An 11,675-nucleotide genomic window follows, 5' to 3' on the forward strand; every position below is an offset into this window, starting at 1 on the left:
GGTTCGTGCCGCTCGCCGAGCGGGCTTCCCTCCGGGGCGACATATAGGACGCGCAGCATTGAACGTCAGCGACGCCGCTTCATCCGCCCTCATTTCGCTATCGGACGTGGAGCTGTCGCTGGGATCGGGACCCGCCCGCGTCCACATTCTCAGAAGAGTCTCGCTCGATGTGGGGCCCGGCGAGACAGTCGCGTTGATCGGGCCTTCGGGCTCCGGCAAGTCGACGCTGCTGATGGCGATGGCAGGTCTTGAGCGCATCGATTCCGGCCGCCTCTTGGTCGGCGGCATCGATCTCGCCCAACAGGACGAGGACGGGCTCGCGCGCTATCGCGGCGCCTCGGTCGGCATCGTCTTCCAGTCCTTCCACCTCATCCCCAACATGACGGCGCTCGAAAACGTTGCCGTGCCGCTGGAGCTGCAGGGCCGGCGCGACGCCTTCGCCCGGGCCGAGCAGGAGCTCGGCCTCGTCGGGCTCGGCCATCGCCTGACGCATTATCCCTCGGCCCTTTCGGGCGGCGAGCAGCAGCGCGTCGCCATCGCCAGGGCGCTGGTCGCGGAGCCGGCAGTTCTCTTTGCCGACGAGCCGACCGGCAATCTCGACGAGACGACGGGACGGCAGATCGCGGACCTCATCTTCGAAACGGTGCGGCGGCGCGGCACGACGCTGGTGCTGGTCACGCATGACAATGCGCTGGCCGCGCGATGTGGCCGCGTCGTCCGCATCCATTCCGGCATCATCGACGGTGCGGAGCCGGTGCGGAGCGCCGCCGAATGATCATGCTCGCCCGTGCCGGCCGTTTTGCGCTCCGCGAGCTTCGCGGCGGGCTCTCCGGCTTCTTCGTCTTTCTGGCGCTGATTGCGCTCGGCGTCGCAGCCATCGCCGCCGTCGGCTCCGTCTCGCGCGCCATGACGGAAGGGCTCGCCCGTGAAGGCGCCGTCATTCTCGGCGGCGACAGCGCGGTGACGCTCGTCCAGCGTCAGGCGACGCCCGAGGAGCGTGCCTTCCTGGAGGGCGAGGGCGCGGTCTCCGAGATTGCGTCGCTGCGCGGCATGGCGCGGCGCACCGACGGCGCCGATCAGGCCCTGGTCGAGATCAAGGCGGTCGACGGCGCCTATCCGCTCACCGGCAGCCTGGAGGTCGCCCCCGGGGGGCAGAGCCTCGATGCGGCGAAACCCTTGCAGGCACTCGCAGATCCGGAGCTGCTCACCCGGCTCGGCCTCGCGGTCGGCGACGCGCTTGATCTCGGCGCGGCGCGCCTCACGATCGCGGGCACGATCGTCAGCGAGCCCGACAAGCTCGCGACCGGCCTCGGCTTCGGCCCGCGACTGCTCGTCACCCGTGCCGCGCTCGACGCCGCGCAGCTCCTGCAGCCCGGCAGCCTCGTGCAGTGGTCGTATCGCGTGCGTCTCGCCGGCGACGCCGATCCGCTCGCGGTTTCGAAGCGCGCGACGGAGCAGTTTCCCGAGGCGGGTTGGCAGATCCGTACACGCGACGACGCATCGCCCGGCCTTCGGCGAAACATCGACCAGTTCACGCAATATCTGACGCTCGTCGGCCTGGCGGCGCTCATCGTCGGCGGCGTCGGCGTCGCCAATGCCGTCGGCTCGTTCATCGACATGAAGCGCCCGGTGATCGCGACGCTCCGCGCCCTCGGCGCCTCGTCCCGCTTCGTGGTCGCCGTCTATTTCATGCAGATCATGGCCCTCGCGGCGATCGGCGTCGTCATCGGCCTCGCGATCGGTGCTGTGGTTCCGCTCCTCGCGGTGCGCCTGCTCGCCGATGTGCTACCGGTCGGAGCCGAAACCGGTTTCTATCCGGCCGAACTCGCCATCGCCGCGCTCTTCGGACTGATGACGGCTCTGACCTTCGCGCTGGTGCCGCTCGGGCGGATCCGCGACGTTCAGCCGGCGGCGCTGTTCCGCGACATCGGAGCCGGGCTTCCGGCGCGGATCCGATGGCCCTACCTCGCCGCCGCCATTCTCTCTGCCGCGCTCACCGCCGGTCTCGCCGTCTTCTTCGCCTATGACCGCCGGATCGCGCTGATGTTCGTCGTCGCGATCGCCGGTGCCTTCCTGCTGCTGCGCCTCGTCGGCTGGCTGGTGATGCGCGGCGCGCGCATGGCCCCGCGGGCGCGCTCGACGGAATGGCGATTCGCGATCGGCAACATCCATCGTCCCGGTGCGCTGACGGCGTCGGTGGTGCTTTCGCTCGGCCTCGGCCTCACATTGCTCGTCGCCATCGCGCTGATCGACGGCAGCCTGCGCCGGCAGCTCACCGGAGCGATGCCGGACAATGGACCGAGCTTCTTCTTCCTCGATGTTCCGAGCGCCGAGCAGGCGCGCTTCACGGACTTCCTCGCCGAGGAGGTGCCCGGCGGCACGATTGAGAGCGTGCCGATGCTGCGCGGGCGCATCGTCAGCGTCGCCGGGGTCAGGGCGGCGGACCTGAAGCCGGCGCCCGACCAGGCCTGGGTGCTGCAGGGCGATCGCGGCGTGACCTTCTCGGCGACGCTTCCGCGCAATTCACGCCTCGTCGCCGGCGAATGGTGGCTCGCCGACTATTCCGGCGAGCCGCTCGTCTCGCTCGAATCGCGCGTCGCCGAGGGGCTAGGCGTCTCGCTGGGCGACAGCATCGAGGTCAATGTGCTCGGCAGGCCTGTGACGGCGAAGGTCGCCAATCTCCGCCAGGTCGACTGGGAGAGCCTCGCCATCAACTTCGTGATGGTGTTCTCGCCCAACGCCTTCGCCGGCGCGCCTTACACGGTTCTGACGACGCTCGCCTATCCGGGTGGCGGCGATCCGGCCCGCGAGGCGACGCTGATGAAGGATGCCGGACGCGCCTTCCCGGCGATCACCGCCGTCCGCGTCCGCGAGGCGCTCGATCGCGTCTCCGACATTCTCGGTCAGCTGATGCTCGCCATCCGCATCGCGTCGTCGGTGGCGGTGGCGGCGTCCGTCCTGGTTCTGGCCGGTGCGCTGGCGGCCGGACATCGGCGCCGCCTGCACGACGCCGTCATCCTGAAGACGCTCGGCGCCACGCGCCGGCAGCTCGTCTCGGCCTTCTCGCTGGAATACGGGCTGATCGGCCTCGCCACGGCGATCTTCGGCGTTCTCGCGGGCTCGCTGGCCGCATACGGCGTCGTCGCCGGCGTCATGAAGCAGAGCTTCTACTTCGCCGCGGCAAGCGCGGTCGGCGCTGCCGTCGCCGCCGTGGTCGTCACAGTGGTGCTCGGCCTCGCCGGCACATGGCGGCTGCTCGGCCAGAAGGCGGCGCCCGTCCTCAGAAACCTGTAGGCGCTCCCTTACGCATCAGCTACCATTTGCCACGCGTTATCGTCGGGGACCCTTGCATGCGAGATTTGCAGGGGCCATATCGCAAACTGCATTCCGGCCGGCCGGTTCCGAGGTCCTTTCGGAGGTTCGGACCGACGGGGCGTCGCGCGAGAACGCGGACTTTGTACGGGAGAGGGAATTCGATGGCAGATTTCGACAATCGCGTCTCACCGTTTGGCGCAGCGCGTGCCGAAACGGGTGTTATCGATCAGGGCCTGCGCACGCATATGCTGCAGGTCTACAACTACATGGCGATCGGCCTGCTGATCACCGCTGCGGCGTCGATCGGCATGTTCAAGCTGGCCTTCGTGGAGACCGGTGGCGCGCTGCAGCCGACCGCGCTCGGCCAGGTGCTATTCGGCAGCCCGCTGATGTGGGTGATCGTCTTCGCGCCGGTCGTGCTGGTGTTCGTGCTGTCCTTCGGCATCCAGAGGATGTCGGTCGGCGCGGCGCAGTTCACCTTCTGGGTCTATTCGGCCCTGATGGGCGTGTCGCTGACGACGATCTTCGTCATGTACACGGCGCAGTCGATCACGCAGGTCTTCTTCATCAGCGCCGCCACCTTCGGCGCCATGAGCCTCTATGGCTACACGACGAAGCGCGACCTGACGGGGATGGGCTCGTTCCTGTTCATGGGCCTGATCGGCATCGTGATCGCGTCGATCGTCAACATCTTCCTTGGCTCCTCGGGACTCGGCTTCGCCATCTCGGTCCTCGGTGTCCTGATCTTCACGGGCCTCACCGCCTACGACACGCAGAAGATCAAGGAGATGTACTATGCGGGCGACGACGGCACCGTGGCCGGCCGCAAGGCGATCATGGGCGCCCTGACGCTCTATCTCGACTTCATCAACCTGTTCCTCATGCTGCTTCGCCTGTTCGGCGACCGCCGCTGAGCGGATCGACTGGTTGAATGCGAGGGCGCGGCGAAAGCCGCGCCCTTTTTCGTCGCGCTGCCGCCCGTGACCATGACCGGAAAGCCCTCCATCCTCATCCGCGCCGCGACGATCGGCGATCTTCCCGCGATCACCGCCATCTATGGCGCGGCGGTCCAAGCGGGGACGTCGAGCTTCGAACTCGAACCACCGTCGCTGGAGGAGATGACGCGTCGCCACGCCGTGCTCGCCGGAGGCGGCCATCCCTATCTGGTTGCCGTCTCAGACGCCGGCGCGGTCGCTGGCTATGCCTATGCCGGTCCCTACAGGCCCCGACCGGCCTATGCCGCCACGGTCGAGGACTCGATCTACATCGCTGCGGAGGCACGCGGATGCGGCATCGGCCGCCAGCTGCTGGTTGCCCTGATCGGAGCTGCGACGGATGCCGGATTCCGGCAGATGATCGCCGTCATCGGCGACTCGGCCAACAAGGCCTCGGTCGCGCTGCATCTCGGCCTCGGCTTTCGCCTCGTCGGCACCTTCGCCGATGTCGGCTTCAAGCATGGCCGCTGGCTCGACACGGTTCTGATGCAGCGCGTGCTCGGTTCCGGCGCGGAGACTCCGCCGGCCTGACCTCAGCCGTCGACCAGTTTCAGTTTCTTGTCGAGCACCGACAGCACCTGATGCAGGTCGTGGCCACGCTTCATGACATAGCCGCCGGCTGCGATCACGGCATAAGCACCCTGGCGGCGGGCGAGGCTCGGGTCCTTCTCGACGCGGTAGAGCGGCATCTCGGCCGTTCGGCGAAAGATCGAGAAGACGGCCTTTTCCTTCAGATGATCGATCGCATAGTCACGCCACTCGCCGGCGGCGACCATGCGGCCATAGACGCGCAGGATCTGGTTGAGCTCGTGCCTGTTGAAGGCGATCTGGCGGGGGCCTGGCGACGGCTGGTGATGGAGCGGTGCGTGCAGTTCGGGCGGCGAAGCGGTGAAGGGCACCAGCGTCGCCGCCGAGCGGTTCTTCGCTTCCTCCTCGCTGTCGGACAACAGCGCCTCCTGCCTGTCGCGCGACGCGTGTCGCAGTCCTGTCATGATCGCCCCGATCGGTCGGGCTGGCAAGGCGGGAGGCGTCCTTGTAACGGAAATGATCGCTCGCGCCCGTGTGTCGCGGCCTCACGAAGGCGTGAATGCAGCGGCGAGGATTTTCACGCTTTCGCCCTTTTTCGGCCTGCCACCAGCCGCATTGCGGGGTAGTATTGTCTCCATACAGACGGTCCGGCTCGGCAGGGACTTCGGAATTTCTCAGCCCCCCAGCCCCCCGGGGTACCAGGTTCGAGCCGGACCACCCCTCCTCAGCCCGATGCGGCGGCAGAGGAACCTTTCCCCAAAAGCTCCGCTTCCTCGTCGCGCCGCCTTCGGCTTGACAGCCCATGGCCTTGCCGCCAGTGTGCGCGCGCTTTCGGACCCCGCGCATTCGCGTGGTGTCCCGTGATCTTGGTCCGGCGTTCAGGTTTCAATGCGCACCTTTCTGGAATTCGAGAAGCCCGTCGCCGATCTCCAGGGGAAGGTCCAGGAGCTCCGCGCCATGGGCGAGAGCGGGGATGCCGTCGCCATCGGCGAGGAGATCCAGCGCCTCGAGGCCAAGGCCAGCCAGGCGCTCGCGGACATCTATTCCAAGCTGACGCCCTGGCAGAAGACGCAGGTCGCCCGTCATCCGGACAGGCCGCATTTCATGGCCTATGTGAAGGCCATCATCGACGATTTCACCCCGCTCGCCGGTGACCGCAAGTTCGGCGACGACCAGGCGATCATCGCCGGCTTCGGGCGCCTGCGCGGCCGGCCCGTCGCGGTCATCGGCCAGGAGAAGGGGCACGACACCGAGACGCGCCTTCGGCACAATTTCGGCATGGCCCGCCCCGAGGGCTACCGCAAGGCCGTGCGCATCATGGAACTGGCCGAGCGCTTCGGCCTGCCGGTCGTCTCGCTGGTCGACACCGCCGGCGCCTTTCCCGGCATCGACGCCGAGGAGCGCGGCCAGGCCGAGGCCATCGCCCGCTCGACCGAGGCAGGCCTCGCACTCGGCGTGCCGAACGTCGCCGTCATCATCGGCGAGGGTGGCTCGGGCGGGGCGATCGCGATTGCGACCGCCAACCGCGTCCTGATGCTGGAGCACGCCATCTACAGCGTGATATCGCCTGAGGGCGCGGCCTCGATCCTCTGGCGCGATTCGACGCGCGCCCAGGACGCGGCGACCAACATGAAGATCACGGCGCAGGATCTCCTGCGCTTCGGCGTCGTCGACCAGATCATTCCGGAGCCCGTCGGCGGGGCGCATCGCGCGCCCGACATCGTCGTCGCGGCCGTGGGCGACGCGCTCGTCTCCGCGCTCGCCGCCTTCGACGGATTGCCGCCGGCAGAGATCCGGCGTCAGCGGCGCGAGAAGTTTCTTGCGATCGGCCGCTCGCTCTGACACGATTCCGCCCGTCTTGTGAGGCATGCGGCCGTCGAAGCGGCCCAATGCCTCGTGCATTTGCGAGGCTTGCGGGCTGACGCGCGGCGCCGCCAGGGCGGCTCGCGAGACGATCCTTGAGGGTGTCCATGCTGAGACAAGCGCTGACCGGCCGCCTCATCCGTGCCGTTCTCGTCGTCGTGGCGGGGCTCCTGCTCGCCGCCTGCGAGGAGGCCGGCTATGGCGGGCCCAAGCATCTGAAGCCGGTGCCGCAGAAGCTCGTCGACAAGATGCACGAGCTCGACATGCCGATCGACTCGGCGGTCTACGTGCGCGGCTACAAGGAGAGTTCCGAGCTCGAGGTCTGGAAGAAGACCCGCTCCGGCTCATACAAGCTGCTGACGACCTATTCGATCTGCAAATGGTCCGGGAAGCTCGGCCCAAAGCTGAAGGAAGGCGACCGCCAGGCGCCGGAGGGGTTCTATACGATCACGCCAGGCCAGATGAATCCGAAGTCGGCCTATTACCTCTCCTTCAATATCGGCTTTCCCAACGCCTATGACCGGGCGCTCGGTCGCACGGGCACCAATATCATGGTTCATGGCGCCTGCTCGTCGGCCGGCTGCTATTCGATGACCGACGAGGCGGCTGGCGAGATCTATGCGCTGGCGCGCGACTCCTTCCGCGGCGGCCAGCGCTCCTTCGAGGTGCATCTTTTCCCGTTCCGCATGACGCCCGAGAACATGGCGCGCCACCGCTATGACCCGAACTACGCGTTCTGGGTCATGCTGAAGGAGGGCAGCGACAATTTCGTCGTCACCGGGCAGGTGCCCAAGGTCGGAGTGTGTGGCAAGCGCTATGTCTTCAACGCGAATGCCAGCACAAGGCTGAATGCGTCGGCCCCTTGTCCGCCGCTCAATGTCTCGTCTGAGCTCGTCGCGGCGGTGAAGGCCAAGCAGGCCAAGGACGACGTCCTCATCGCCGAGCTGGCGCCGAAATACGAAGAAGAGCGGCAGATCGCGGCCGCCAAGGCTGCCGAGCAGGCGGCACGCATCGCCGCGATGAAGGAAGCGAACGCCCAGAAGCCCGTCGAGGCCGTCGCCGCTGCTCCTGCTGACGGCGCCGCGCCCGGCGAGACCGCCGCTGCCCCTGTCGCGGCGGGCGACAATGCGGCGCTCGCGGTCGCCGAGCCGGCCGCCGGCGCGGCCTCACCGGCTGGCGACGCCGCCGACGCGCTCGCCATGGCCTCGATCGGCGGCACGCCAGCGCCGGGCATGCCGCTGCCGGTCGCCTCGCCGATCCGGCCCGTGGTCCCAGTCGTAGAACAGCCGCAGCCCTCCGGACCCGGCTGGTGGGGCAAGATCAAGCAGAAGATCCCGAAGGTGCCCAACCCGTTCGGGTGAGCCTGCGGCGCCTTGACTGCTACGACTCCGTTTGCAGCGCCTTGCCGTGCCGCGCGCCGGGCGTAGACTTCCTCTCCGGCAACGAGGGAGGCGGGACGATGGCCGGAAAGGCGAGCGGGGAAGGCGCGAATGGCGGCGACTTCCATGCGCTGCTCGCGACGCTGAGGGTGGAGATCCCCGCCGAGAGGCGCAGCGAACAGAAGATGTTCGGCGGCATCTGCTTCATGATCGACGGCAACATGGCGGTCGGCGCCTCCCCTGCGCGCGGCCTGCTGCTGCGCGTCGGTAAAGACGCCTATGGCGCCGCTCTGGCGCAACCCGGCACGCGGCCGATGGAAATGCGCGGCCGGCCGTTGGAGGGCTATGTCTATGTAGACCCGGCGCGACTGACGCCGGCAGAACTCAAGGATTGGGTCGCGCTCGCAGCGGACTTCGTCAGGACGCTGCCGCCCAAAGCGAAGGTGCCGAAGCGGAGGAGGGGCGTGTAGAGCGCGTCGCGGTGCTCGTGCCGTGTGGGAAGGTCCGGGTTGAAGGAAGAACCCCCCTCCCTGACCCTCCCCCGCTTCGCGGGAGAGGGGACAGCCCTACCAGCGCCTCAGGAGAGGCGGCCGTGGCAGTGCTTGAACTTCTTGCCCGAGCCGCAGGGGCAGGGCGCGTTGCGCTGGATCTTGCCCCAGGTGGTGGGATCGTTCGGATCGACGCCCGCCGCCTCGAAACCCTGCTGCTGGGCCGGCGTGAAGCTCGAGAAGAAGGCCTCGTCGAGCTCGTTGCCGCCCGTCACCGGATCGAGATGGATCGGCTCGACATCCTCGACCTCGGCCGGCATCAGCGGCGGCGACTGCATGATCTCGACACGCATCATCTGCGCCGTAACCGCCTCGCGCAGCGTCTGCAGCATCGTCTCGAACAGCTCGAAGGCCTCGGTCTTGTATTCATTCAGCGGATCGCGCTGGGCGTAGCCGCGATAGCCGATGACCTGGCGCAGGTGATCGAGGGTCACGAGATGCTCGCGCCACAGATGATCGAGGGTCTGCAGCAGCACCGCCTTCTCGACCTGACGCATCACCTCGGGCGAGAAGCGCTCGGTGCGCGCCGCCGCGGTCTCGTCGGCCGCCTTCAGCACGCGCTCGCGCACTTCGGCATCGGCGATGCCGTCCTCGGCCGCCCATTCGTCGACCGGGAGATCGAGATTGATGGCGCCCTTCAGCGCCTCGCGCAGGCCCGCCGAATCCCACTGCTCGGGATAGGCGCGCTCGGGAATATGCTTGGCGACGAGGTCCTCGATGACCTCGTGGCGCATGCCGTCGACGGTGGAGCTGACATCGGCCTCGGCCATCAGCTCAATGCGCTGGTCGAAGATGACCTTGCGCTGGTCGTTCATCACGTCGTCGTATTTGAGCAGGTTCTTGCGTATGTCAAAGTTGCGCGCCTCGACCTTCTGCTGTGCCTTCTCCAGCGCGCGGTTGATCCAGGGATGGACGATCGCCTCGTCCTCCTTGAGGCCGAGCTTCTGCAGCATGCCGTCCATGCGGTCCGATCCGAAGATCCGCATCAGGTCGTCCTGCAGCGACAGGAAGAAGTGCGAATGGCCGGGGTCGCCCTGGCGGCCCGAGCGGCCGCGCAACTGGTTGTCGATGCGGCGGCTCTCGTGGCGCTCGGTGCCGATGACATAGAGGCCGCCGGCGGCGAGCGCCTTCTGCTTCTTCTGCGCGATGTCGGCCTTGATCTCCTCGGTGCGGCGCGCGCGCTCCGCCTCGTCCTCAACACCGGCGAGCTCGTGCTCGAGGCGCATGTCGAGATTGCCGCCGAGCTGGATGTCGGTGCCGCGGCCGGCCATGTTGGTGGCGATCGTCACCGCGCCGGGAACGCCGGCCTGGCTGACGATATAGGCCTCCTGCTCGTGATAGCGGGCATTGAGGACCTGATGCGGCACCTTCTCCTTCTTGAGCAGTTCGGAGAGCAATTCGGACTTCTCGATCGAGGTCGTGCCGACGAGGACCGGCTGGCCGCGCTCGCTGCAGTCGCGGATCACGCGGATGATCGCCTTGTATTTCTCGGCGGCCGTCCGGTAGACCTCGTCGTCGTCGTCGACGCGCGAAACGGGGACATTGGTCGGGATCTCGATGACGTCGAGACCATAGATGTCCATGAACTCCGACGCCTCGGTCTGCGCCGTGCCCGTCATGCCGGCCAGCTTGTCATACATGCGGAAGTAGTTCTGGAAGGTGATCGAGGCGAGCGTCTGGTTCTCGGGCTGGATCTGCACATGCTCCTTGGCCTCGAGGGCCTGGTGCAGTCCTTCCGAATAGCGGCGTCCCGGCATCATGCGGCCGGTGAACTCGTCGATGATGACGACTTCGTCGTTCTTGACGATGTAGTCCTTGTCGCGCTGGAACAGCCGATGGGCGCGCAGCGCCTGGTTCACGTGATGGACGACAGTGACGTTCTCGACATCGTAGAGCGAGTCACCCTTGAGGAGGCCCGCGGCGGAGAGCAGCTGCTCGAGCTTCTCGTTGCCTGCCTCGGTGAAGCTGGCGGTGCGCTGCTTCTCGTCGACCTCGTAATCCTCGGGCGTCAGCTGCGGGATGAAGGTGTCGATGGAGTTGTAGAGTTCGGAGCGGTCGTCGAGCGGGCCGGAAATGATGAGCGGCGTGCGCGCCTCGTCGATCAGGATCGAGTCAACCTCGTCGACGATCGCGTAATGGTGACCGCGCTGGACCATCTGCCCGAGGTCGTACTTCATATTGTCGCGCAGATAGTCGAAGCCGTATTCGTTGTTGGTGCCGTAGGTGATGTCGCAGGCGTAGGCCGCGCGGCGCTGGTCGTCGTCGAGGCCGTGCACGATAACGCCGACCGAAAGGCCGAGGAAGCGGTACAGCCGGCCCATCCATTCGGCGTCGCGCTTGGCGAGATAGTCGTTCACCGTGACGACATGCACGCCCTTGCCGGCGAGCGCGTTGAGATAGACCGGCAGCGTCGCGACCAGAGTCTTGCCCTCACCGGTCTTCATCTCGGAGATGGAGCCGTCGTTGAGGACCATGCCGCCGATGAGCTGCACGTCGAAATGGCGCATGCCGAGCGCGCGCTTGGCGCCCTCGCGCACCACGGCGAAGGCCTCGTTCAAGACATCGTCGACCGAGGCGCCCGCCGCGATCTTCTGCTTGAACTCCTCGGTCTTCGCCCGGAGCTGATCGTCCGACAGCCGCTGGAAATCGGCCTCGAGGGCGTTGATGGTGGCGACGCGAGGCCGATAGCTCTTCACGCGCCTGTCATTGGCCGAACCGAATATCTTGCGCGCCAGCGAGCCGAGACCGACCATGGGCCATCCTTGAACAGTTGACAGGCGCCGTTGACCGGAAAAAGGGGCGGCGCCGGGTATCCTTGCGAGGGCTCCGAGGCCGCAGACCGTCGGAGGCGCCGTAACCTCGAATGCCACAGCGTTCTGGACGCCGCGACCCGAGACAGATAAGAGGGGGCACCCAGGATGTCAACGTGGGCGAGACGCCCCGGAATGCCCGCTAAATGCCGCATTCGCGGCCGATCCACATGGGGTCGGGGCCGCCGGCGAGGCGGACGATCCCAGCGAGTTGAGTGACCCAAGGTAAAGGACAAT

At 67.2% G+C, this 11,675-nt stretch carries 9 protein-coding genes and 1 pseudogene; 7 read left to right on the forward strand and 3 right to left on the reverse strand.

Translation table 11 applies throughout. The annotated features are described in order from the left end of the window. Nucleotides 1-43: 43 nt before the first annotated feature. The 4 genes from QO015_RS15180 (at nucleotide 44) to QO015_RS15195 (ending at nucleotide 4,841) form a co-directional block, all read left to right on the forward strand. A complete protein-coding gene (locus QO015_RS15180; protein ID WP_370877465.1) occupies nucleotides 44-775 on the forward strand; it encodes an ABC transporter ATP-binding protein in 732 nt (243 codons plus the stop codon). Beyond that, nucleotides 772-3,294 (forward strand): ABC transporter permease, encoded by a 2,523-nt coding sequence (locus QO015_RS15185; RefSeq protein ID WP_266278423.1) that lies wholly within the window; start codon nucleotides 772-774, stop codon nucleotides 3,292-3,294. Before QO015_RS15180 ends, QO015_RS15185 begins: the two co-directional genes overlap by 4 nt. Nucleotides 3,295-3,476: 182 nt before the next feature. Further along, nucleotides 3,477-4,229 carry a Bax inhibitor-1/YccA family protein gene (locus tag QO015_RS15190; RefSeq protein WP_266278421.1) on the forward strand — a complete coding sequence of 251 codons (753 nt, stop codon included), beginning with the start codon at nucleotides 3,477-3,479 and terminating at the stop codon, nucleotides 4,227-4,229. Nucleotides 4,230-4,301: 72 nt separating this feature from the next. Beyond that, nucleotides 4,302-4,841, forward strand: a complete 540-nt coding sequence (locus QO015_RS15195; RefSeq protein WP_266282325.1) for a GNAT family N-acetyltransferase — start codon at nucleotides 4,302-4,304, stop codon at nucleotides 4,839-4,841. A 2-nt stretch (nucleotides 4,842-4,843) separates the two neighbouring features. Here the strand turns inward: QO015_RS15195 and QO015_RS15200 are convergent, their stop codons facing one another. Next, nucleotides 4,844-5,257 carry a DUF2794 domain-containing protein gene (locus QO015_RS15200; RefSeq protein ID WP_266278419.1) on the reverse strand — a complete coding sequence of 138 codons (414 nt, stop codon included), beginning with the start codon at nucleotides 5,255-5,257 and terminating at the stop codon, nucleotides 4,844-4,846. A 469-nt stretch (nucleotides 5,258-5,726) separates the two neighbouring features. Between QO015_RS15200 and QO015_RS15205 the strand changes: the two genes are divergently transcribed. From QO015_RS15205 to QO015_RS15215, 3 genes are all read left to right on the forward strand, one after another. Further along, the gene (locus QO015_RS15205) at nucleotides 5,727-6,680 is read left to right on the forward strand and encodes an acetyl-CoA carboxylase carboxyltransferase subunit alpha (RefSeq protein ID WP_266278417.1); all 954 of its coding nucleotides are present in this window, start codon (nucleotides 5,727-5,729) and stop codon (nucleotides 6,678-6,680) included. A gap of 128 nt (nucleotides 6,681-6,808) precedes the next feature. Continuing rightward, nucleotides 6,809-8,062, forward strand: coding sequence for a L,D-transpeptidase family protein (locus QO015_RS15210; protein WP_266278415.1), 1,254 nt, complete (start codon nucleotides 6,809-6,811; stop codon nucleotides 8,060-8,062). Between the two features lie 98 nt (nucleotides 8,063-8,160). Continuing rightward, nucleotides 8,161-8,550: a TfoX/Sxy family protein gene (locus QO015_RS15215; RefSeq protein WP_266278413.1), complete on the forward strand. Its 390-nt coding sequence runs from the start codon at nucleotides 8,161-8,163 to the stop codon at nucleotides 8,548-8,550. 107 nt (nucleotides 8,551-8,657) lie between these two features. Here the strand turns inward: QO015_RS15215 and QO015_RS21800 are convergent, their stop codons facing one another. Then, nucleotides 8,658-8,924 (reverse strand): SEC-C metal-binding domain-containing protein, encoded by a 267-nt coding sequence (locus QO015_RS21800; protein WP_442358272.1) that lies wholly within the window; start codon nucleotides 8,922-8,924, stop codon nucleotides 8,658-8,660. Beyond that, nucleotides 8,904-11,381: pseudogene (gene secA / locus QO015_RS15220) on the reverse strand (preprotein translocase subunit SecA); the annotation flags it as partial. The gene QO015_RS21800 and the pseudogene secA, both read right to left, overlap by 21 nt. Nucleotides 11,382-11,675: the final 294 nt, after the last annotated feature.

It is taken from the genome of Kaistia geumhonensis (genome assembly GCF_030815145.1).
Classification (GTDB): Bacteria; Pseudomonadota; Alphaproteobacteria; order Rhizobiales; family Kaistiaceae; genus Kaistia; species Kaistia geumhonensis.